This is a genomic window from Agrococcus sp. KRD186 (genome assembly GCF_017168255.1).
Classification (GTDB): Bacteria; Actinomycetota; Actinomycetes; order Actinomycetales; family Microbacteriaceae; genus Agrococcus.
The window spans coordinates 2,212,845-2,234,781 of record NZ_JABFAP010000001.1 but is presented as its reverse complement, the minus strand read 5'-3'; the positions used below and the strand labels follow the sequence as shown (position 1 = coordinate 2,234,781).

The 21,937-nt window shown below is 70.8% G+C and carries 24 protein-coding genes; 11 read left to right on the top strand and 13 right to left on the bottom strand.

Annotated elements, in window-relative coordinates; all coding sequences use genetic code 11:
- Positions 1-4: 4 nt before the first annotated feature.
- From nrdH to J1M46_RS10935, 3 genes are all read right to left on the bottom strand, one after another.
- Complete coding sequence (gene nrdH / locus J1M46_RS10945) at positions 5-232, bottom strand: glutaredoxin-like protein NrdH (protein WP_092917010.1); 228 nt, start codon at positions 230-232, stop codon at positions 5-7.
- 350 nt (positions 233-582) lie between these two features.
- On the bottom strand, positions 583-1,128 hold the full coding sequence (locus tag J1M46_RS10940; protein ID WP_206447832.1) for an RES family NAD+ phosphorylase: 546 nt from the start codon (positions 1,126-1,128) through the stop codon (positions 583-585).
- A complete protein-coding gene (locus J1M46_RS10935; protein ID WP_206447831.1) occupies positions 1,128-1,493 on the bottom strand; it encodes a hypothetical protein in 366 nt (121 codons plus the stop codon). The genes J1M46_RS10940 and J1M46_RS10935 overlap by 1 nt, the downstream gene beginning before the upstream one ends.
- A gap of 98 nt (positions 1,494-1,591) precedes the next feature.
- On the opposite strand from J1M46_RS10935, the gene J1M46_RS10930 reads away from it, so the two are divergent.
- Positions 1,592-2,131: a type 1 glutamine amidotransferase domain-containing protein gene (locus J1M46_RS10930; RefSeq protein ID WP_206447830.1), complete on the top strand. Its 540-nt coding sequence runs from the start codon at positions 1,592-1,594 to the stop codon at positions 2,129-2,131.
- 28 nt (positions 2,132-2,159) lie between these two features.
- Positions 2,160-2,648, top strand: coding sequence for a pyridoxamine 5'-phosphate oxidase family protein (locus J1M46_RS10925; protein WP_206447829.1), 489 nt, complete (start codon positions 2,160-2,162; stop codon positions 2,646-2,648).
- Positions 2,649-2,664: 16 nt separating this feature from the next.
- On the opposite strand, the gene J1M46_RS10920 is transcribed toward J1M46_RS10925, so the two are convergent.
- Positions 2,665-3,687: an LLM class flavin-dependent oxidoreductase gene (locus tag J1M46_RS10920; RefSeq protein ID WP_206447828.1), complete on the bottom strand. Its 1,023-nt coding sequence runs from the start codon at positions 3,685-3,687 to the stop codon at positions 2,665-2,667.
- A gap of 197 nt (positions 3,688-3,884) precedes the next feature.
- Between J1M46_RS10920 and J1M46_RS10915 the strand changes: the two genes are divergently transcribed.
- The 5 genes from J1M46_RS10915 to J1M46_RS10895 all read left to right on the top strand — a co-directional run bounded on the left by J1M46_RS10915 (position 3,885) and on the right by J1M46_RS10895 (position 11,016).
- Entirely contained in the window at positions 3,885-5,402 is a 1,518-nt protein-coding gene (locus J1M46_RS10915) for a dicarboxylate/amino acid:cation symporter (protein ID WP_206447827.1), read from the top strand.
- 812 nt (positions 5,403-6,214) lie between these two features.
- Positions 6,215-6,652, top strand: coding sequence for an iron chaperone (locus J1M46_RS10910; RefSeq protein ID WP_206447826.1), 438 nt, complete (start codon positions 6,215-6,217; stop codon positions 6,650-6,652).
- Between the two features lie 113 nt (positions 6,653-6,765).
- On the top strand, positions 6,766-9,303 hold the full coding sequence (locus J1M46_RS10905) for an ATP-dependent Clp protease ATP-binding subunit (RefSeq protein WP_206447825.1): 2,538 nt from the start codon (positions 6,766-6,768) through the stop codon (positions 9,301-9,303).
- 157 nt (positions 9,304-9,460) lie between these two features.
- Positions 9,461-10,432 (top strand): NAD(P)/FAD-dependent oxidoreductase, encoded by a 972-nt coding sequence (locus J1M46_RS10900; protein ID WP_206447824.1) that lies wholly within the window; start codon positions 9,461-9,463, stop codon positions 10,430-10,432.
- The gene (locus tag J1M46_RS10895) at positions 10,429-11,016 is read left to right on the top strand and encodes a uridine kinase family protein (RefSeq protein WP_241249096.1); all 588 of its coding nucleotides are present in this window, start codon (positions 10,429-10,431) and stop codon (positions 11,014-11,016) included. The genes J1M46_RS10900 and J1M46_RS10895 overlap by 4 nt, the downstream gene beginning before the upstream one ends.
- Here J1M46_RS10895 and J1M46_RS10890 read toward each other — a convergent pair.
- The 9 genes from J1M46_RS10890 to paaA all read right to left on the bottom strand — a co-directional run bounded on the left by J1M46_RS10890 (position 11,001) and on the right by paaA (position 18,257).
- Positions 11,001-11,687, bottom strand: a complete 687-nt coding sequence (locus tag J1M46_RS10890; RefSeq protein ID WP_206447823.1) for a DUF805 domain-containing protein — start codon at positions 11,685-11,687, stop codon at positions 11,001-11,003. The two genes, J1M46_RS10895 and J1M46_RS10890, sit on opposite strands and share 16 nt — an antisense overlap.
- 134 nt (positions 11,688-11,821) lie before the next feature.
- The gene (locus J1M46_RS10885) at positions 11,822-12,496 is read right to left on the bottom strand and encodes a DUF805 domain-containing protein (RefSeq protein WP_206447822.1); all 675 of its coding nucleotides are present in this window, start codon (positions 12,494-12,496) and stop codon (positions 11,822-11,824) included.
- 145 nt (positions 12,497-12,641) lie between these two features.
- Positions 12,642-13,382 carry a maleylpyruvate isomerase N-terminal domain-containing protein gene (locus J1M46_RS10880; protein ID WP_206447821.1) on the bottom strand — a complete coding sequence of 247 codons (741 nt, stop codon included), beginning with the start codon at positions 13,380-13,382 and terminating at the stop codon, positions 12,642-12,644.
- 58 nt (positions 13,383-13,440) lie between these two features.
- Positions 13,441-14,214: an enoyl-CoA hydratase/isomerase family protein gene (locus J1M46_RS10875; protein ID WP_206447820.1), complete on the bottom strand. Its 774-nt coding sequence runs from the start codon at positions 14,212-14,214 to the stop codon at positions 13,441-13,443.
- 67 nt (positions 14,215-14,281) lie between these two features.
- Positions 14,282-15,442, bottom strand: a complete 1,161-nt coding sequence (gene paaE, locus J1M46_RS10870; RefSeq protein ID WP_206447819.1) for a 1,2-phenylacetyl-CoA epoxidase subunit PaaE — start codon at positions 15,440-15,442, stop codon at positions 14,282-14,284.
- Between the two features lie 16 nt (positions 15,443-15,458).
- Positions 15,459-15,968, bottom strand: coding sequence for a 1,2-phenylacetyl-CoA epoxidase subunit PaaD (gene paaD, locus J1M46_RS10865; protein WP_206447818.1), 510 nt, complete (start codon positions 15,966-15,968; stop codon positions 15,459-15,461).
- Positions 15,962-16,858, bottom strand: a complete 897-nt coding sequence (gene paaC, locus J1M46_RS10860) for a 1,2-phenylacetyl-CoA epoxidase subunit PaaC (RefSeq protein WP_206448693.1) — start codon at positions 16,856-16,858, stop codon at positions 15,962-15,964. Before paaC ends, paaD begins: the two co-directional genes overlap by 7 nt.
- A gap of 77 nt (positions 16,859-16,935) precedes the next feature.
- Positions 16,936-17,241, bottom strand: coding sequence for a 1,2-phenylacetyl-CoA epoxidase subunit PaaB (paaB, locus tag J1M46_RS10855; RefSeq protein ID WP_206447817.1), 306 nt, complete (start codon positions 17,239-17,241; stop codon positions 16,936-16,938).
- Positions 17,242-17,252: 11 nt separating this feature from the next.
- Positions 17,253-18,257, bottom strand: coding sequence for a 1,2-phenylacetyl-CoA epoxidase subunit PaaA (gene paaA, locus J1M46_RS10850; protein WP_206447816.1), 1,005 nt, complete (start codon positions 18,255-18,257; stop codon positions 17,253-17,255).
- Between the two features lie 124 nt (positions 18,258-18,381).
- Between paaA and paaI the strand changes: the two genes are divergently transcribed.
- The 4 genes from paaI to J1M46_RS15645 all read left to right on the top strand — a co-directional run bounded on the left by paaI (position 18,382) and on the right by J1M46_RS15645 (position 21,794).
- A complete protein-coding gene (paaI, locus tag J1M46_RS10845; RefSeq protein WP_206447815.1) occupies positions 18,382-18,828 on the top strand; it encodes a hydroxyphenylacetyl-CoA thioesterase PaaI in 447 nt (148 codons plus the stop codon).
- Positions 18,825-20,171 (top strand): phenylacetate--CoA ligase PaaK, encoded by a 1,347-nt coding sequence (paaK, locus tag J1M46_RS10840; protein WP_206447814.1) that lies wholly within the window; start codon positions 18,825-18,827, stop codon positions 20,169-20,171. Before paaI ends, paaK begins: the two co-directional genes overlap by 4 nt.
- 68 nt (positions 20,172-20,239) lie before the next feature.
- Positions 20,240-20,860, top strand: a complete 621-nt coding sequence (locus J1M46_RS10835; RefSeq protein ID WP_206447813.1) for a TetR/AcrR family transcriptional regulator — start codon at positions 20,240-20,242, stop codon at positions 20,858-20,860.
- 235 nt (positions 20,861-21,095) lie between these two features.
- Entirely contained in the window at positions 21,096-21,794 is a 699-nt protein-coding gene (locus J1M46_RS15645; protein ID WP_342384353.1) for a transglycosylase family protein, read from the top strand.
- Positions 21,795-21,937: the final 143 nt, after the last annotated feature.

Sequence of the window (21,937 nt, the reverse complement as noted above, 5' to 3'; positions counted from 1 at the left end):
ACGATCAGGCCGCGTGGATCGCCTTGATGCGGTCGGGCTGGAAGCCAGACCAGTGGTCCGCGTCGGCGATCACGACGGGGGCCTGCATGTAGCCGAGATCCTTGACGGTCTGCAGTGCCTTGTCGTCGGCGGTGACGTCGAAGATCTCGTACTCGATGCCCTGCGCGTCGAGCGCACGAGTGGTCATCGTGCACTGCACGCAGGCGGGCTTTGAGTAGACGGTGACGGTCATGTCGGCCTTCCTCGTTGGTGTGGTGGTCGGTGCTGGGAGCTGTGCGGCCGGGGCCGGGCTCCCACTATATGTGGGGTCTCGCGTCGATCAAGGACACAAGATGGTGTGTTTCTCCACACTTGTTTCAACAACCTGTCCACAGTTGTGATTCCCGCCGCGGAACGACGCGGAAGTGCCTGTGGAGAGTGCTCGCTGACAGCTGTGCAGCGCGCCCGGAAAGACTTTTCCGACACGCCGTGCACGAGTTACAACGGTGTGGTTCGCGGTCTCCATCGGGCACCTCCGGGGGCTGTGGTGACCACTCTCCACCCGACCGCCCACATGCGGCGGGCGCGCCGTGAGCGGTGACGCTACCGCGCGATGTGGCGGACGATCCGCTCGGCGGCAGCGATGACCGCCGGGTGCTCGATCGACAGGCGCTCGGCGCTCAGGAAGCTGACGCCGCGCTCGGCGGAATCGAAGACCACGAGGTTCGTGAGCCCCGGATGGTAGAGCGAGGACCAGCGGATGCCGACGAACCCGGCATCGTGCACGTGCGCGGCGATCTGCTGTGTGCGCCGGGGGTCGCGGATGCCGACGTCGGCCACGCGCAGCTTGAACCGACTGAGCATCGCGGGATCATCGAAGTCCGCGAGTTCCAAGTCCTCGGGGATCTCGAACTCTCCGAGCCTGCGGGGGATCGGGAGGTCGTCGAACAGCGCGGGACGCCAGACCGCCATGCCGCCGAAGACCTCGCTCACCGCTCCTCTGGCCGACAGCGAGAAGTAGCCGGCAGCGTAGCGATCCGGGTTGTCCCAGCGGCCGGAGCCTTGGAGTGAGCGCGCGATGAACAGCGGATGGCCGGGTTCGCCCGCCGCCGCACCGCCGTCGAAGGGGAAGATGCGGAACGCGCGCATCAGGCGTAGACGCCCGCCAGCTCGCCCTCCAGCGCTGCGAGCACGTCGGAGGCCCGTCCTGCGCGCAGGCACTCCTTCGGGCTCGCGCCTGCGAGGAACGAGTTGCTTCCGTCGAGCCAGTCCTGGAAGATCTCGGCCGGCCAGACGCGCACAAACTTCGTCGCGACGAGTGCGACGTCGTCGACCAGGCGCTGCGTGGCGGCACTGGGCCGACCCTGGTGATTGAGCCACCGGGTCGGCTGCGACCGGTGCACGCCCGCCAGCAGCGCGAATGCGGCCGGCGAGCCGAGGCTGGCGATGGCGATGCGGAGACGTGCGTCCTCGCCCTCGCGTACTGCGCTGTCAAGATCGAGTTGCATCGTCATGCTGTCAGGATACTGCGCGCAACAAATATGTTGCAAGAGCCGTGCTCAGGTGCGGCGGGTACCGTCGCCGCCGAATCCCGAACTTGAAGGAGGCAGTCATGGCTGACATCACCGGCAAGAAGGTCGCGTTCGTGCTCACGGACGGCTACGAGGACTCCGAGCTCACCAGCCCGTGGGAGGCGGTGCAGGGCGCCGGCGGCAAGCCCGCACTGATCTCGTCGAAGGACGGCTCGGTCGAGGGCAAGAAGGGCCACACGCAGACGGTGGACGCCGCGCCCAAGGACGTGGACGCATCCGCCTTCGACGCCCTCGTGCTGCCCGGCGGCGTGGTGAACGCCGACCATCTGCGGATGGATGCGGATGCGGTGGCGCTCGTGCGCGGGTTCGTCGAGTCGGGCAAGCCGATCGGCGTGATCTGCCACGGCGCGTGGATCCTGATCGAGGCCGGCGGCGTCTCGGGGCGCACCATGACGAGCTACCCGAGCCTCAAGACCGACCTGCAAAACGCCGGCGCGAACTGGGTCGATCAGGAGGTCGCGACCGACAAGGGGCTGGTCTCGAGCCGCACGCCGGACGATCTGCCCGCGTTCAACGCGAAGATCCTGGAAGAGTTCGCCGAGGGCACGCACGCCGGCTGATGTGGGCGGGCGGCGCTAGCGTCGCCGCATGCGTGAGACCGAAGCCGAGCTCGACGACCTGCAGCGCCTGATCGACACGTCCCGCGCGGGCGGCACCAGCCACCTGCGCGAGATCATCAGCGGCGACCACGTCATGGATGCGCGTGCCGTGGCGGGCGCGCTCGACGGCATGAAGGTGCTGACCCTCGCGACGGTCACCGCTGCGGGCGAGCCCCGCGTGAGCGCCGTCGACGGGCACTTCCTGCATGGCGCGTGGACCTTCGGCACCGATGGCGCGGCCGCCAAGGCGCGCCACATCGCGGCGCGTCCGGCGGTGAGCGCCGCCCACGTCGACGGCGAGCGCATCGGCGTCTTCTGCCACGGGTGGGCGGTGCGCCTGACGCCCGACTCCGTCGCCTGGGAGGAGACGATCGCCCACTGGAGCGCCCGTTACGGATCGGATCCGACGAGCTGGGGCGACGACGTGCGGATGTACCGGATCGAGCCGCATTGGCTCGTCGGCTATCGCGGGGCCTGAAGCCGCAGAGGCTGCGTCAGCGCTCGTGCCAGCCGAGCTCGCGCGCGAGGTCGCCGAGCGATTGCAACAGGTGCGCGTTGTAGTCGTAGCCGAGCTGGCTCGGCAGTGCGAACAGCACGGTGTCGGCCGCTTGCACCGCGTCATCGGCGAGCAGGCGCCGCGCGACGTGCTCCGGCTCGCCGGCGTAGGTCGGGCCTCCGCGCACGGCGCCGCCCTCGATGCGGCCCTGGCCGTCGCGCTGCTCGTCGGCGAGGCCGAAGTAGCGGCGGTCGTCGTCGTTGAAGAAGGGGAAGGCGCTGCGCGTGACGGCAGTGCGGGGCGGGACCGCATGGCCCGCCGCGGCGTACCCGCTGAGGTAGTCGCGCACCTGGTCGGCCTGCTGCACGTGGAAGGGGCGGCCGTCGTCCTGCGTCAGCAGCGTGGAGGAGAGCAGGTGGTAGCCGTGCTCGGCGGCCCACAGCCCCGACGTGTGGTTGCCCGCACCCCACCAGAGGCGATCGGCGAGCCCGGGGGAATGCGGCTCGACGGGCAGATCCGGGCCCTTGCCCTGCTCGTGTGCGAGCGCCGAGGTCGCCTGGGGCTCGCCCCGCAGCGCCCGCCGAACGTGCGCGGCGCGGTCACGGGCATGACCCGACCAGTTCGCCCCCTCTGGCAGCGGCAGCCCGAAGCGCTGCTGCCCGTCGACGGCGCGCTCGGGTGAGCCGCGCGAGATGCCCAGCTGCAGCCGGCCGCCGGTGATGAGGTCGGCGGCGCTCGCGATCTCGGCCATCGCCAGCGGCTGCTCGTAGCGCAGGTCGATGACGCCGGTGCCGAGCTCGAGCGTCGAGGTGCGCGCTCCCATCGCGGCCAGCAGCGGATACGGGGTGCTGAGCGACTGGTCGAAGTGGTGCACCCGCACCCAGGCGCCGTCGAGGCCGGCCTCCTCGGCCGCGACCGCCAGATCGACGTGCATGCGCAGCGAGTCGCCGGCGGTCGGCACCCGCGAGCCGGGCACGTCGCGGTAGTGCCCGAAGGAGAGGAAGCCGATGCGTTTGCGCATGCTCGGTGGAACCGCCGCGCGATCGCGGGCATTCCGCTGCGCGGGTGCAGATCGGCCGTCTCGCGCGCGCAGCTCAGCCGCTCGCCCTGCACCGAATGTGACGAACCGTGACGATATGGATGCAACGGCTCGTGATGGGAGATATAACTGAATGTGCACCCGGGCGACGTGGCCCGGACACCCCACCCACCGCATCCATGAGGAGCATCGTGTCCGCGACCACACAGAGCGCACCCGCGCGCGCACCGAAGAGCCGAGCCCGCAAGCTGTTGGGCTCGTTCGGCTTCCAGATCACGCTCGCCCTCGTGCTGGGCATCGTGCTCGGCCTCATCGCCCGCCAGATCGGGCCCGGCGCCGAGGACGCGCCGAACGCGCTCGCCGAGACGCTCGGCACCATCGGCTCGAGCTACGTGGCGCTGCTGAAGACGGCCGTCGTGCCGCTCATCCTGACGGCGATCATCGCCTCGATCGCGCAGCTGCGCAAGGTGCAGAACGCGGCACGCCTGGCCGGCCAGACGCTGCTGTGGTTCGCGATCACCGCCGCCATCGCCGTCTCGATCGGTATCACTCTCGGCACCATCCTGCAGCCCGGCTCACGCGTCGACACCGGCGCGCTCGAGACCGCCGAGCCGAGCCGCGTGGGCGGCTGGTGGGACTTCCTGATCGGCCTGGTGCCGCAGAACTTCCTCGGCCTGACCGTCTCGACCAGCGCAGCCGAGTCGGGTGACATCAGCGCATCGGTCGGCTTCAACGTGCTGCAGGTGATCGTGATCGCCGCCGCCATCGGCATCGCCGCGCTCAAGCTCGGCAAGAAGGCCGAGCCCTTCCTCGACTTCACGCAGTCGGCGCTCAAGGTGATCCAGAAGGTGCTGTGGTGGATCATCCGCATCGCCCCGATCGGCACCGCCGGCCTGCTCGGCAACGCGGTCGTGCAGTACGGCTGGGAGAAGCTGGGCACGCTCGCCTGGTTCGTCGCCGCCATCTACCTCGGCCTCGTGCTGGTGCTGTTCGTCGTCTACCCGGTGCTCATCAAGACGCACGGGCTGTCGATTCGCAAGTACTTCTCGGGCGTCTGGCCCGCCGTGCAGCTGGGCTTCGTGAGCCGCTCGTCGATGGGCACCCTGCCGCTCACGCAGCGGGTCACCGAGCGCAACCTGGGCGTGCCGCGCGAGTACGCGTCGTTCGCCGTGCCCTTCGGCTCGACCACCAAGATGGATGGCTGCGCCGCGATCTACCCGGCCATCGCCGCCATCTTCGTCGCCCAGTTCTTCGGCATCGAGCTCACGCTCATCCAGTACGTGCTGATCGCCTTCGTCTCGATCGTCGGCTCGGCGGCCACGGCCGGCACCACGGGTGCGACCGTCATGCTCACGCTGACGCTGTCGACGCTCGGCCTGCCGCTCGAGGGCGTCGGCCTGCTGCTGGTCGTCGACCCGATCGTCGACATGGGCCGCACCGCGATCAACGTCGCAGGCCAGGCCCTGGTGCCGACGATCGTCGCCAAGCGCGAGGGCATCCTCGACCTCAGCCTCTACAACGCCGAGCGCGGCGACGTGCCCTTCGCGGATGAGGATGACGACCTCGACGAGGCGGTGCCCTCGGTATCGGCCGACGCGGAGGCGGCTGACCGTGCGGATGCGTCCACCGACGCAGGCGCGGACACCACGCCCGGCGGCGGTCGCGACGAGCGCCGCGAACCGGTACCGGTCGCCTGACGCGGGCCCCCAGGCGCGCCCGGCGTTGCTCCAGCTTCGCCGGGCGCGCCATCTCGTTGGGCGCCGAACTTGAGCGTTCTCCACATGAGTCACTGCGCCACTCACTGCGTACGCGCATTCGGTATACTGACGATGAGCCTCCCCCTGAGGGGTGCGAGGAAGTGAAGCCGGGAACCCGCCGCATGACGGGACCCGGCTTTCGCGTTGTCACAGGGGCAGCTCGTGCAGCACCGACCTGACCGCGCGATTCGATCCAGACGAGTTCCACGTTCAGCAGAGACAACCGATGCAGGAGACGCTCCAGGCATTTCCGCCTCGCCCGTTCCTGACGCTTCGGGTCCATCCCGGTTGCGACCACCACCTCTGCGCGGACTCCGAGCGCGGCGATGGCGGTGATACTCCGAGCGCGGCGATGGCGGTGATGATGCGACGTCGGTCGTTCGCTGACTCGTCTCGCCAGTGCAGGCGTCGACGGGGTCGATGCACCAGGGCGCGCATTGTGGCTCGCGCACGATCGAGAGCCATGCTGTCGTCGGATGCGACGACGGCGGCCAGGATGTAGCTCCTTGCCCGGGCCTGGATCGACTCATCCACCCAAGCCTGCAGCGCTTGACTTCGCGGAGCGTCTTGCTCCAACCCTTCTCGCGGCGCCATCCTTCAGTCATAGACCCGCTCTGCGTGGTACTGCTCGATCGCATACTGAGGTTGTGGAGAGTGCAACGCGATCAAGCAGGATTGGAGAAGCGCGAACGGCGGGCGGCGCGGCATGATCGGTGGCAGCGAATGCACGCCACACGAGAGGAACGGCACCCATGGCTGACGACGACGGCAAGCTCTCCGACTTCGAGAAGCAGGCGCTCAAGGAGCGCACCGCCGAGCTGCGCAAGCAGGCCGGTCGCAAGGGCGGCAGCAAGAAGGAGAAGGACCTGCAGGATGTGGTCGACACGATCGCTGGTCTGCCCGAGCCCGACAAGGCGATCGCGCAGATGATCCACGAGGTGGTCACCGAGATGGCCCCCGAGCTCGACCCGAAGACCTGGTACGGCTTCCCCGCCTACGCGCGCGACGGCAAGGTGCTGGTGTTCTACCAGCAGGCCTCGAAGTTCGACGCGCGCTACGGCACGCTCGGCTTCCAGGACAACGCGGCGCTCGACGACGGCCCGATGTGGCCGGCCTCCTACGCGATCGTCGAGGTGACGGATGCGGTGCGGAAGCAGGTGGGCGAGCTCGTCAAGAAGGCGGCCGGCTGAGTCACCTCAGGCGCGCCGCGCTCGCTGGTGGCGAACGGGAATGCGCTCGCGCCTCGGGTGTTCTAACTTGAGTCAAAGACACTCAAGTTTGGAATGACCACGAGGGGATGCACATGGCAGCCATCTACGGACCGGTCGGCGACGGATCGTTCGACGACCTCATCGCGCGACTGATGCAGCAGGGCGGGCGCACGCCCGCAGCGCGCGCGATCGACGTCACGCGCCTGATCTCACGCCGCACGGGCTCGGTCATGGCCAGCGCGCTCGAGTACGCGCGCGCCCACAAGCACACCGAGCTCGACGCGCTCCATCTGCTGCACGCGCTGCTCGAGCTGCCCGAGTTCGCCTCCGGACTCCAAGCCGCGGGCACCGACATCGAGCAGCTGCGCGAGACCATCGCCGATCGCCTGCCGGCCGAAGGCACGACGGAGGTCTCCGGACCCCCGAGCCTCACCCCATCCGCTCAGCGCGCTCTGCGCGACGCCTACCAGCTGGCGCGCGCCAACGGCTCGAGCTACATCGAGCCGCAGCACCTGTTCTTCGCGTTCCTGCTCGCCGGCGACAGCGCTGCGGGAGCCGTGCTGCAGGAGGCCGGCGTGACGCAGGAGTCGCTGCAGCGCGGCGCGATGGGGGCGCAGCGGCAGGCGCAGCAGGGGCGCACCCCGTCGAAGGCGATCGACCCGAACTCCACCACGCCCACGCTCGACGAGTACGGCTCTGACCTCACCCAGCGCGCCCGCGACGGCAAGCTCGACCCCGTCATCGGCCGCGCCGACGAGATCGAGCAGACCATCGAGATCCTCTCGCGCCGCACCAAGAACAACCCGGTGCTGATCGGCGAGGCCGGCGTCGGCAAGACCGCCATCGTCGAGGGGCTCGCGCGCGCGATCGTCGAGGGCTCGACCTCGGCCGGCACCGTGCCCAAGTCGCTCCACGGCAAGCGCGTCGTCGCGCTCGACCTGACCGCGATGGTCGCCGGCACGCGCTACCGCGGCGACTTCGAGGAGCGCATCACCAAGGCGATGGACGAGATCACCGCCCACAAGGACGAGCTGATCGTCTTCATCGACGAGCTGCACTCGATCCTGGGCGCCGGCGGTGGCGGCGAGGGCGGCATGGATGCCGCGAACATCCTCAAGCCGCGGCTGGCGCGCGGCGAGCTGCACATGATCGGCGCGACCACGCTCGCGGAGTTCCGCCGCATCGAGAAGGACGCCGCGCTCACCCGCCGCTTCCAGCCGGTGCTGGTGGCCGAGCCCTCGGTCGAGGACGCCGTCAAGATCCTCGACGGGCTGAAGTCGGCCTACGAGGAGCACCACCGCGTCAGCTACACGCCCGAGGCCATCGCGGCCGCCGTCGAGCTCTCGCACCGCTACATCAGCGACCGCTTCCTGCCCGACAAGGCGATCGACCTGATCGACCAGGCCGGCGCGCGCCTGCGCCTGCGGCTCGGCGCGAAGGTCGACGTCGACGCCCTGGTGCAGGAGAAGGAGCACCTCGAGGACGAGAAGCGGCAGGCCGTCGAAGCCGAGGAATTCGAGGAGGCCACGCGCCTGCGCGACCGCATCGGCGCCATCCAGGCGTCGATCGAGTCGGGCTCCGGCGAGGACGGCGAGGTCGACGAGGCGGCGATCGCCGAGGTCGTCTCCCGCGCCACCGGCATCCCGGCATCTCGCCTGACCGAGGGCGACAAGCAGCGCCTGGCCGTGCTGGAGGACGAGCTGCACCAGCGGGTCGTCGGGCAGACGGATGCGGTGAGCGCGGTCGCGAAGGCCGTCCGACGGTCGCGCTCGGGGCTGGGCGACGCTGCGCGCCCGATCGGTTCGTTCCTGTTCCTCGGACCGACGGGCGTCGGCAAGACCGAGCTCGCGAAGACGCTCGCCGAGAGCCTGTTCGGCTCGGAGGGCAGTCTCGTGCGCTTCGACATGTCGGAGTTCGGCGAGCGGCACACGGTCGCGCGCCTCATCGGCGCCCCTCCCGGGTACGTCGGCTACGACGAGGCCGGGCAGCTGACCGAGAAGATCCGCCGCCAGCCCTACTCGGTGGTGCTGCTCGATGAGATCGAGAAGGCGCACCCCGATGTCTTCAACCTGCTGCTGCAGGTGCTCGAGGACGGCCGCCTGACCGACGGCCAGGGCCGCACGGTCGACTTCCGCAACACGGTCGTCATCATGACCAGCAACCTCGGCGGCGAGTTCCTCGCCTCCAAGTCGGGGCCGATGGGCTTCCAGGTCGGCGATGGCGCGGCCGCGGCCGACGAGCTGCGCGCGAAGGTGATGGGCAAGCTGCGCGAGCAGATGCGCCCGGAGCTCATCAACCGCATCGACGAGATCGTGCTCTTCCAGAAGCTCGAGCGCGAGCAGCTGCGCCAGATCGTCACGCTGCTGCTCGACCGCGTCGGCGCGCGGCTGCGCGCGCAGGACATCGAGCTCGAGGCGACGGATGCGGCGCTCACCTGGCTGGCGGAGCACGGCTACGAGCCCGAGTTCGGCGCGCGGCCGCTGCGCAGGCTCATCCAGCGCGAGGTCGAGGACAAGGTGGCCGACCTCATCGTCGGCGGCTTCGAGTCCGGGACGGTGCGCGTCGACGTCGCCGACGGCGCCCTCGCGGTGACGGCCGCCGACACCGCCGAGCCTGCCCCGGACGCGTAGCGCCGCGATCTCAACGTGCGAGGTGCGCGTTCGTGCAGATAGTTGCAGCGAACAAGCACCTCGCACGTTGAGATCCGCGGAGCCGGCGATCCAGCACGCGCTGCGTGACACCGCAGCAGGTCTGCCGGCGAGAGTGCCGCCCTGAGAGGATGGCGGCATGAGTGAGCGCATCGCCGTCATCGGAGCCGGCGTGATCGGGCTCTCGATCGCGCACGAGCTGGCCGCCTCCGGCGTGCCCGGCCGCACCGTCACGGTGCTGACCGAGCTCGACTCGCTCGCCACCACCTCGGCGGCCGCCGGCGCGATCTGGTTCCCCTACGAGGCCGAGCGCTCACCCGCCGTCGACGTGATGCTCGATGCCTCGCTGCGCCGCTTCCGCGCGATCGCCGAGGATCCCGATGCGGGCGTCGACCTGCGCGACGGCATCATCATCGAGCGCGCCGGCGAACCCGACCGCTCCTGGACCCAGTGGGTCGACGCGCACGAGGCCGACGCCGGCGAGCTGCCGGCCGGCGCCACCGGCATGCGCACCCGGCTGCCGCTGGCGACCATGACGCAGTACCTGCCGTGGCTGCAGGCGCAGTGCCATGCGCTGGGCGTGAGTTTCGAGCAGCGGTCGGTCGCCGCGGCCGACGAGCAGGGCGTGGATGCGCTGGCGCACGACTTCGACGTCGTCGTCGTCGCCGCCGGGGTGCGGTCGGGCGCGCTGCTGGGCGACGACGACACGGTGGTGCCCATCCGCGGCCAGGTCGTGCGGGTGGCGAACCCGGGCTTCTGGGAGTTCCGCATCGACGACGACGGTCCGGAGGGCATCACCTACGTGCTGCCGCGGCGCGACTGCCTGGTGCTCGGCGGCACGCACGAGGTGGGTGCCATCTCGCTCGAGCCCGATCCCGAGATCGAGGCCGGCATCCTCGCTCGCGCCGCGGCGCTCGTGCCGGGCCTCGTCGGCGCGGAGATCCTCTCGCGCGCCGTCGGCCTGCGGCCGGCCCGCGCGACGCTGCGCATCGAGGAGGTGCCCGGCCATCCGCTGCGCGTCATCGCCGCCTACGGGCACGGTGGCGCCGGCATGACCCTCTCCTGGGGCACCGCCGAGCGCGCGGTGGAGCTCGTGGCGCAGGCCCGATGACCACCGTGACCGACGTCGACGAGCTGGCCGAACGCATCCGCCGCCGGGCCGAGCAGCGCGACGTGCTCGTGGTCGGCATCGCCGGCTACGGCGGCTCGGGCAAGTCGACGCTCGCCAGGGCCCTGCAGGCGCGGCTGCCCGAGGCGGCGCGGGTGCGCGGCGACGACTTCCTCGATCCGCTCGGCAGCCGCGAACGGAGCGACGACTGGGCGGCGCTGCACCGCGACGAGCTCGCGTCGGTGCTCGAGGCCATGGGCGCGGGCCGTCCGGCCATGTGCCACCCGGTCGACTGGGCCACCGGCGGGCGGCAACCGGCGCGCACGCAGGAGCCCGCGCCGATCGTGCTCGTCGACGCAGTCGGCCTGCTGCACCCCGTGCTGGTGCCGCTGCTCGACCTCACCGTCTGGGTGGATGTGCCGCTGGAGGCGGCGACGGAGCGGGGGATGCGTCGCGACCGCGAGGCGGGCGACGACCACGACGCGCTGTGGCGCGAGGTGTGGGCGCCGAACGATCGCGGCTTCGACGCGCGCTACCGGCCACGGGAGGCAGCCGAGGTGCGCTTCGCGCCTCAGGCGCGAGGCTGACCGGGCTGGTCGTACGGGCCGTTCGGCGGCTCTGCGTAGCTGCCGCTGTAGGGCTGCTGGGCTGCCGGCTGCTGCCCGAACGCCGGCTGGCCGTAGGGTTGCTGCCCGTACGCGGGCTGGCCGTAGGGCTGCTGGCCGTACGCGGGCTGGCCGTAGGGCTCGTGCCCGTAGCCCAGCTGCGCGGCCGTCTGCGCCCGGTAGGCCGGGTCGAAGCGGATGCCCTCGGGCTGGCTCGGCAGGATGCACATGATGAGCGGCACGATGCCGAGGCTGATGAGCTGCAGCAGCGCGAAGGCGCCGTGCAGGTTCGCGTCCTGCAGGCGCCGCCACATCACCGCGAGGCTCGGCAGCACGATCGCCAGCGCGACGAGCAGCATGGGGATCATCCAGCCGAGCATCGCGAACATCGCGCCCAGCATGGCGGTCGGGTCGCCGTTCGGATCGGTCGTGTCGAGCTGGATGGTCTCGATCATGAACGCGACGTAGGCGATCCAGAACGGCACCTGCGCGACCAGCATGAGCAAGGTGGTGAAGAGCATCGCCCACCAGAACTCGCTCCGGCTCGCGCGGCCCGAGAAGCTCACGTAGCCCTTCCAGAAGCGCTGGACGGCGACGCCGAACGAGGCGCCGTACAGCGGCTGGCCGACGGGGACGACGCTCAGGGTGCTCATGCTCTCATTGTCCCCCACGGCGCGAGGTCGATCCGCCGGTCGGGTGGGGAGCACTGCCCTCCGTCGGTGCCGGTGTCGGTGCCTGCCGGTGCGGGCTTGTCGGCGGCGTACCTGGAGCGGGAGCTTCGCAGGTGTCAGCGCTCCGGGTCGCGCTGTGGCTGGCCGTAGGGCGTGCCGCCGTAGGAGGCGCCCCCGTACGACGCGCCGCCGTAGCTGCCGTAGCCGGGCGCTGGCGCTTGCTGCATGGGCTGCGGCGGCGTGCCGAACCGCTGCTGGCGAACCACCGCCGGTGATGCGTAGCCGTGCTCGGACGGGACGCCGAAGGCCGGTGGCGCCGCGGGCGGAGGCGGGCCGAATCTCGCTCCCGCCGGGTTGGACCCGAAGAAGCAGATGACCAGGGGGATGATCGACAGCCCTACGAACGACAGCAGGATCCAGGCGCCGTGGAAGTTCGCGTCCTGCAGGCGCCGCCACATGACCGCGTACGTCGGGATGGTGCAGACCAGCGAGAGCAGCACGCTCGCGCCCAGCAGCACGAAGAACGTCGTCACGGACTGCTGCGCCTCCACCTGGGTGACGAGGGCCGCGCCGCCGGGCTCGCCCCACGACTGGAGCCGCACCGCGATCAGCATGGCGGGCATCAGCAGCACGAGGCTGATGATCCAGACGGCCAGCATCGCCCACCAGAACTCGCTGCGGCTCGCGCGGCCCGCGAAGTGGAAGTAGCCGCGGAAGAAGCGGCCGGTCGCCTGCCCGAGCGACGCCCCGGGCAGCGGCTGGCCGATGGGGACGGTGTGGCTGCTGGTCACACGCAGATTCTTGCGCGGCCGGTGGCGTTGCGAAACGAGAATGCATCCACCTTTGGCAGATCTTCAGGTGGGGGACAGCGGTGTCGGTGCGGCCATGGCGTCCGGGGTTCGCCGAGGGGCGGCAGGGCGTCAGGGCGTCAGCGTTTCAGGGCGTCAGCCCGGCCCGCACCACAGCCTCCGCCAGCGTCCGGTCGCCCTCCACCTCGACGCCCTCGGCGGCGAGCCGGTCGTCGTCCGGCACACCGCGCCCCCAGGCCAGCAGCGCGAGCGAGCGCGCTGGCCCTGCGATGACGACCACGGGCGCGTCGTCGGCCGCACCGCCCAGCGTCAGCGACGCATCCGCCCCCTCCGGCCGGAACACGATGCGGGCGGCGGGACGGGCGACGCGCTCGAGCCGCAGCTGCCGCGGATGCATGACGGTGACGACCTCGTCGAGGCAGTCGACCCACGCCTCGTCGCCCGGATCGAAGCCGTGGGCGGCGAGCGGCTCGCCGATCGCGGTGCGCAGATCCCAGAGGTGCACGAGCGTCTCGTGCGCCTGCCGCCGATGCCAGAAGCGCACCGTGCCGGACTGCTCGGCCTTCGGCACACCGTCGTCGACGAGCGCCCAGGCGCGGGCGTCGGGGTCGAGCTCGGCGAGCGTCTCTCGCAGCTCGGTGGCGCACTCGTCGTACAGCTGCGGCAGGTCGAAGGGGCCGCGGCCGAGCGGCGTCTCCTGCTCGCGCCGCGCCTGCCCGGCGGCCCAGTGGTGGATGCGCGCGAGGTGCACGACGAGCTTCTCGACGCTCCAGCGGCCGAGCCAGGGGATGGGCGTCGCGGGGTCGGCCCGGCGGGTGCTCGCGAGGAACTGCTCCTGGAAGCCGGCCAGTGCGCGCAGGTGATCCATGGCGGCAGGCTACGCCGCCTCGGCCGGGTGTCGCGCGCCGCTGACCGGCCGCGCCGGTTCAGCCGCGCCCGGTGAAGCTCGGCCTGCGCTTCTGCTGGAAGGCCGCGAACCCCTCGCGGAAGTCCTCCGTCTGACTGAGCGCGACCTGCGCCGCGTTCTCGGCCTCGACCGAGCGCCACAGCCCCTGCCGCTCATCGCGCAGGCCGCGCAGGATCTCCTTGCTCGCCAGGAACGCGAGCGTCGGCCCCTGCGCCGCATGCGCTGCCGCCGCCCGGGTGGCCTCGAGCACCTCGTCGTCGGCGAAGGCCCGCGAGAACAGCCCGGCCGTGACGGCCTCGGCGCCCGACATGAGCCGCCCCGAATAGATGAGGTCGAAGGTGCGATGGGCGCCCAGCCGCTCGAAGAAGAGCGCGTGCCCGCCCGAGTCGAGCGTGGCGCCGAGCGCCGCGAAGGGGCTGCCGAGCTTCGCCGACTCGGCCACGTAGACCACGTCGGTCGCGATCAGCAGGCCGAGCCCGACGCCGAGGCACGCACCGTGCGCGACCGCGAAGGTGGGCGCGGGGAAGGCCGCCATCTGCTCGAGCAGCGGCTGCAGCCTGCCGCGCAGGAAGCCGGCGGCATCGTCGGTCACCGGGTCGACCTGCGAGATGTCGCGGCCGGCGCAGAAGCCCTTGCCCTCCCCGCGCAGCACGAGCGCGCGCACGCCCGCCTGCTCGGCCTGCCGGTACGCATCCGCCAATTCCTGCAGAGCGGATGCGTCGACGGCGTTGCGCTGCTCGGGTGCGTTCAGCACCACCTCGGCCACGTCGTCGGCGATGGTCAGCTCGATCACTGCGGACTCCTTCGTCTGGGCTGGATCACCGTCTGGGCTCGATCACCTGCTCGATCACCGTAGCGGCCTACACGTCGTAGTCGACGACCACCGTGTCGGTCTTCGGGTGCGACTGGCAGGTGAGCACGTAGCCGCGCTCGAGCTCGTCGGGCTCGAGCGCGTAGTTCTCGGTCATGTTCACGCTGCCCGAGACGACCTTCGCGCGGCAGGTGCCGCAGACGCCGCCGGCGCACGCGAACGGCACGTCCGGCCGCACGCGCAGCGCGGCGTTGAGGATCGACTCGCGCGCCGCCACCGGGCTCTGCACCTGCGAGGACTGCCCGTCGAGCGTGAAGTCGAGCGTCCAGGTGTCCTGGCCCTCCTCGACGACCACCGGCCTGCCCCGGTCGCCCGCGGCATCCGTCGGCCTGCCCGTGGTGAACAGCTCGTAGCGCACGTGCGCGGGGTCGACGCCGGCGCCCGCGAGCACGTCGCGGCACAGCTGCACGAGCTCGAACGGCCCGCACAGGAACCACTCGTCGACGCTCTCGGGGCGGATCAGCTCTGCCAGGATGCGCTCGAGCCGCTGCTGGTCGATGCGGCCCGACATCAGCGGCGCCGCCCGCTGCTCGCGCGAGAGCACGTGGTGCAGGGCCAGGCGCGCCGGGTAGCGATCCTTGAGGTCGGCGAGCTCCTCGATGAACATCACGTCGAGCGTCGAGCGGTTCGAGAACAGCAGCGAGAAGGTCGAGCTCTCGCTGCCGGAGAGCACCTCGCTGGCGAGCGCCATCATCGGCGTGATGCCCGATCCGGCCGCGATGCCGACCACGTGCACGCCGTCGACCCGCTCGAGCGACGAGGTGAACGAGCCCTCGGGGCTCATCACGTCGATGCGCTCGCCCGGCTGCAGCTCGGCGTTCGCCCAGGTCGAGAAGCGGCCGCCCAGGTCGCGCTTGATGGCGACCGAGATGCTGCCGGGGCTCGGCGGCCGGCAGATCGAGTACGAGCGGCGCATCTCGTGGCCGTCGATGGTCTTGCGCAGCGCGAGGTGCTGGCCGGCGACGTAGCCGAAGGCGTCGTGCAGCTCGTCGGGCACCGCGAAGGTCACCTCGACCGACTCGGCCGTCAGCGGCCGCACCTCGGCCACCTCGAGCGCGTGGAAGCGGCCCCGGCGGCGGGCGGATGCCGTGGCGCCGGGGGCACCGCCGCCCGGCCGCAGGCCCTGACTGCCCAGGTTGATGGCGGCCATCAGTGCTCTCCCATGCTCAGTGCACCTTGAAGTGGTCGAAGGGCTCGAGGCACGCGAGGCACTCGAAGTGGCTCTTGCAGGCGGTGGAGCCGAAGCGCGAGACCTCGCGGGTGCGCAGGCTCTGGCAGCGAGGGCACTTGACGCCCAGCATCACCGGGATGGGGCCGGAGCGCTCGCCCGCCCGGTGCGTGGGCGGGGCGATGCCGTAGGCGGTGAGCTTCGCCTTGCCGGCCTCGCTCATCCAGTCGGTGGTCCAGGCGGGGGAGAGCGTGAAGTCGACGGTGATGTCGCGGAAGCCCTCGGCGGTGAGCGCCAGCAGCACGTCGTCGCGCATCTGGTCGATGGCGGGGCAGCCCGAGTACGTGGGGGTCATCGTGACGCGCACACCGGATGCGTCGACCTCGACCGCGCGCAGCACCCCGAGATCCTCGATGGTCAGCACGGGCACCTCGGGGTCGGCGACGCCTGCGGCGACCTTCCACGCGTGCTCACGCGTGAGGCCGGATGCGGTGGTCGCGCTCACCATGTCGCCCCCGGGTGGCGGCGGGCGAGCACCTGCATCTCGGCCAGCAGCGGGCCCAGGTGGGTCGAGTGGTTGCCGTGCCGGCCGCCGCCGGACGACGAGCCGATCTTGCGGTCGACGTAGTCCTCCGGCGCGATCTCGGCCTCGGCCAGCACGGCGTTCCAGACACGAACGTAGCCGGCGCGCAGGCTCGACGGGCGAGGCGCGACGCCCTCGAGCCGCTCGTGCAGCTCGTCGTCGCGGAACAGCTCCTCGGTGTACACCCACAGGTCGGTGAGCGCCTCGAGCAGGCGGCGGCGCGACTCCTCCGTGCCGCCCGCCAGGCGCAGCGTCCACTGCACGGCGTGGTCGCGGTGGTAGGCCACCTCCTTGACCGACTTCGCCGCGATCGCCGCGAGTGACGCATCCGTCGACCGCGACAGCGCGGTGTAGAGCTCCTGCATCCAGATCGCGGCGATCAGGCCGCGCACGATCGTGTGCGCGAAGTCGCCGTTCGGCTGCTCGAACAGCCACGCGCAGCGGAACTCGTGCTCGTCGCGGAAGTATGCCAGCTCGTCTTCGGTGCGGGCGGATGCGGTGCCCGCGTAGTGCAGGAGGGATCGGGCGTGGCCGAGCAGGTCGAGGGCGATGTTGCCCAGCGCCATGTCCTCCTCGAGCTCCGGTGCGCGCGAGATCCACCAGCCGAGCCGCTGGGAGAGGATCAGTGCGTCGTCGCCGAGCCGCAGCGCGTACTCGGCTTGCGTCTCGGTGGCCTTCGCCGAGGGCACGCCCGAGAGCTCGGCGGCGAGGTCGAGCTCGTCGACGGTGACGTCGCCGTGCGCGGTGGAGCTGAAGTCGGAGGCCCGGTGGGCCTCCGACGCGACCCCAGCGCTGACCGAGCTGTGCTCGGTCAGGTGAGAGGCCGCCTCGGCCTCATAGGCGGCGTTGACCGTGGCCGCGTCGCGGCCGGTGGCCGGGGGCTGGGGAGCGTTCACAGGTGCGGCACCTCCGCGCTCTTCTCGTAGTACTTCGCGTGCCGGTAGTTCTTGCCCGCCGGGCTCTCGAAGAAGGCGCCCTTCTGGTCGGGGTCGCTCGTGGTGATGAGGCTCGAGCGCACCACCCACACCGAGACGCCCTCGTTGCGGCGGGTGTAGAGGTCGCGCGCGTTGCGCAGCGCCATGTCGTCGTCGGGCGCGTGCAGCGAGCCCACGTGCACGTGGCTGAGGCCGCGGTTGGCGCGCACGAACACCTCGTAGAGCGGCCAGCCCTCGCCGGCCACATCGCCTGGTGTTGCCATGGTCAGTCTCCTCACGCGGCCCGGCGCTCGCGCGCGGCCTGCTTCTGGGCGTACGCGGCGGCGGCCTCGCGCACCCACGCACCGCTCTCGTGCGCGTCGCGGCGGTGCTGGATGCGCTGGGCGTTCGCGGGCCCGCGGCCGGCGAGCACCTCGTTGAACTCGGTCCAGTCGATCTCCGACATGTCCCACTCGCCGCGCTGCTCATTCCAGCGCAGGTTCGGGTCGGGCAGCGTCAGCCCCAGCACCTCGACCTGCGGCACGAGCATGCCGACGAAGCGCTGCCGCAGCTCGTCGTTCGTGAAGCGCTTGATCTTCCACGCCATCGACTGTGCCGAGTTGGGCGACTCGTCGTCCGGCGGGCCGAACATCATCAGCGACGGCCAGTACCAGCGGTTCACGGCTTCCTGCGCCATCCGGTGCTGCGCCTCGGTGCCGTTCGACAGCTCGAGCAGGATCTCGAAGCCCTGCCGCTGGTGGAACGACTCCTCCTTGCAGATGCGCACCATCGCGCGGCCGTAGGGCCCGTACGAGGCGCGGCACAGCGGCACCTGGTTGCAGATCGCGGCGCCGTCGACGAGCCAGCCGATCGCCCCCATGTCGGCCCAGGTGGGCGTGGGGTAGTTGAAGATCGACGAGTAGCGGGCGCGCGACTCGATCAGCTGCTCGGTCATCTCGTCTCGCGAGATGCCGAGCGTCTGCGCCGCGGAGTAGAGGTAGAGCCCGTGGCCGGCCTCGTCCTGCACCTTCGCCATCAGGATGGCCTTGCGCTTGAGGCTCGGCGCGCGCGAGATCCAGTTGCCCTCGGGCTGCATGCCGATGATCTCGGAGTGCGCGTGCTGCGAGATCTGCCGGATGAGCGTCTTGCGGTACGCGTCGGGCATCCAGTCGCGCGGCTCGATGCGCTGGTCGGCCTCGATGATGGCGTCGAAGGCGGCCTGCGCCTCGGCGACCTCTGCCTCGGTCAGCCCGCGCTGGTCGTCACGGCGAGCGGATGCGTCGGGTGCGGTGAGCGTCATCGTCGACTTCCTCCTGTGGTCGCGTCCGGAAACGAATTAGTGACCGAACGTTCAGTAAGTATAGACTCGCCCCGTGCGGGCCTGCAACGGCCCCTGCCGAGAACGCCGACGCAATGGAGCGCGCATGCCGCAGGAGACGACGAGGGACGAGTCGTGGCTGGCCACGATCATGGCCGAGACCGACCGCGCGAAGGAGGCCTTCGGCATCGAGATCGCCGAGCTCGAGCGCGGCCGCGCGGTGCTGACGATGCTGATTGCCGAGAGCATGGTGAACGGCTTCGGCATGACGCACGGCGGGCTGGTGTTCACGCTCGCCGACACCGCCTTCGCCTACGCCTGCAACGAGGATGAGTACGTGACGGTCGCCTCGGGCGCCGACATCACCTTCGCGAAGGCCACGCACGCCGGCCAGACGCTCACCGCCACCGCCGAGCGCCGCTGGAAGAGCGGCCGCAACGGCATCTACGACGTGTCCATCGTCGATGAGACCGGGGAGACGGTCGCCGAGTTCCGCGGCCGCTCCTTCACCACCAACCGCACCGCGCCGACCGGACCTGGAGGGCCCGCATGAGCACCGCATCCGACCACCTTCTTGCCAGTGACGACGGGCGTGAGCCGGATCTGCGCGCCACGGATGATCTGAGAGACAGCGGCGAGCGGCTCTCGCTCGACGAGCTGCGCACGTTGCAGCTGACCCGCCTGCAGCAGACCGTGCGGCACGCCTACGACAATGTGCCGACCTACACCGCGAAGCTCGACGAGGCGGGTGTCGGCCCCGACGACATCCGCTCGCTCGACGACCTCGCGAGGCTGCCGTTCACGACCAAGGAGGATCTGCGCCAGTCGTACCCCTTCGGCATGTTCGCGGTGCCGATGGGCGAGGTCGCGCGCATCCACGCCTCCTCGGGCACCACCGGGCGGCCGACCGTGGTCGGCTACACGCAGGGCGATCTCGACAACTGGGCCGAGGTCGTCGCGCGCTCGCTGCGTGCCGCCGGCGTGCGCCCTGGCATGAAGGTGCACAACGCCTACGGCTACGGCCTCTTCACCGGCGGGCTGGGCGCCCACGCCGGCATCGAGCGGCTGGGTGCGACCGCCATCCCCGTCTCCGGCGGGCAGACGGTGCGGCAGGTGCAGCTCATCCGCGACTTCGAGCCGGACGCGATCATGTGCACGCCGTCATACCTGCTGACGATCGCCGACGCGTTCGAGGATGCCGGCCTCGACCCGCGCGAGACGTCGCTCAAGGTCGCGATCTGCGGCGCCGAGCCGTGGACCAACGAGATGCGGGCAGAGCTCGAGCAGCGGATGGGTCTGGACGCCGTCGACATCTACGGCCTGTCCGAGGTCATGGGGCCGGGCGTCGGCAGCGAGTTCGCCTCCACCAAGGACGGGCCCACGATCTGGGAGGACCACTTCCTGCCCGAGATCATCGACGGCGAGACGGGCGAGGTGCTGCCCGATGGCGAAGTGGGCGAGCTGGTGTTCACGTCGCTGACGAAGCGCGCGTTTCCGGTGCTGCGCTACCGCACGCGCGACCTGAGCCGGCTGCTGCCGGGCAGCGCGCAGCCCACCATGCGCCGCATCGAGAAGATCACCGGCCGCAACGACGACATGATCATCCTGCGCGGCGTCAACCTCTTCCCGACCCAGATCGAGGAGATCGCGCTCGCGATCGAGCACCTCACGCCGCACTTCATCCTCGAGCTCACGCGCTCGGGTCGGATGGACCAGATGACGGTGAAGATCGAGCCGGAGCCGCACTTGCCGCACGAGGTCTCCGAGGCCGCTGCCCACATCCTGCGTGTGCGCATCAAGGACCGCATCGGCACCTCGGTGAAGGTGCAGATCGTGGAGTGCGGCTCGCTGCCCCGCTCGGAGGGCAAGTACAAGCGCGTCTACGACCTGCGCTGATGCTGCCGGTCGAGGAGCGCGCGCCAACGGCGCACGCGTCTCGAGACCTGGCTGAGAGGATTGCTCCGATGACCACCACCGAGCCTGTCGGCACTGCCGTGCGCCGCGGCCGCCCCGGCTACGACCGCGACTCGATGCTCGAGGTGGTCGTCGAGGCGTTCAACGAGCGCGGCTACGACGCCACCTCGCTCGGCGTGCTGGCCGAGCGGCTCGGGCTCTCGAAGTCGGCGATCTACCACCACTTCGCCTCGAAGGAGCAGATGCTCGAGGTGGCGCTCGCGAAGGCGCTCGACGCGCTCGAGGCCGTGTTCGACGCACCGGAGGCGACGACGGGGGCCGTCGTCAGCCGCATCCGCTTCGTGGTCCGCGGCGCGGTGCTGGTGCTGTGCGAGCGGAAGCCCTACGTGACGCTGCTGCTGCGGCTGCGCGGCAACACCCCGATCGAGCTCGAGGCGATGGCGCGGCGGCGCGCGATCGACCGCAAGCTGCGCACGCTGTTCGAGCTCTCGCGCGACGAGGGCACGCTGCGCGCCGACATGGAGCCGCAGGTGGCCGAGCGGCTGACCTTCGGCATGGTCAACTCGATCGTCGAGTGGTACCGGCCGGATGGGCCGATCAGCCCCGAGCAGCTGGCCGACTCGGTGCTGCAGCTCGTGCGCACGGGGCTGCGGGAGCCGGCGTCGCTGTAGGGGCAGTGGTCGAGACCTGCATGCTCGGCGACAACGTTTTCGGGCGAGCCCCCGCTCGATAAAGTTATCAAGATCGTTATCAAACTGTGACAATTGGTGTAGTGTCGTCACCTTGAACCGCGAAGGACGGCCGTCGCATCCGCCCCATGAGTCCTTCGTGCCATCGATTCCACACCTTTCGGTCGGGCGGACGTGCGCGCACATCGTGTGCCGAGGCGGGGCCGCGGAGTTCAATGTGATCAAGAAGCAGAGCACCACCGGCACGCGCCGATCGAAGCGATACATCGGGGGCCTCGTGGCCACCGGCATCGCCACCGTCGCAGGAGCCGTGCTCGTGCCGACCGCGGCGAACGCCGCAGACGGCTCGACCTGGGATGCCCTCGCGCAGTGCGAGTCGGGCGGCAACTGGTCGATCAACACCGGCAACGGCTACTACGGCGGTCTGCAGTTCTCGCAGTCGACGTGGGAGGCCTTCGGCGGCTCGGGCAACCCGGCGGACGCCTCGCGCGCCGAGCAGATCCGCGTCGCGGAGAACACGCTGGCCGGGCAGGGCTGGGGCGCATGGCCCTCCTGCTCAGCGCAGATCGGCGCGAGCGGCTCGGCTGAGCCGAGCAGCACGCCGGTCGACTCGGGCTCGCAGCAGGCGGCGCCCGCCCAGCAGGCCGCGCCGGCCGAGCAGGCAGCACCTGCGCAGCAGGCAGCACCCGCCGAGCAGGCGGCACCGGCCCAGCAGGCAGCGCCGAGCTACGAGCTGCCCGACGTCGAGCCCGGCGACGAGACCGTGACGATCGAGCCGGGCGACACGCTCTTCGAGATCGCCGAGGCCGAGGGCGTCGAGAGCGGCTGGCTCGGCATCTTCGCGGTCAACCAGGACACCATCTCCAACCCCGATCTGATCATGGCCGGTGAGGAGCTCATCCTCCCCGCGGAATAGCCCTCACCGCAGCGCGGTCTGCAGCGAACCGTCCTGCAGAGAACCGGTACCGCATGGTCCCCCTCGGGGCGGCCATCCGGTACCGGTTCTGCGTTGCTCGCTGTGCTTTGCGAGCGAGAAGACGCGGCAGGCCGAGCCTGCCG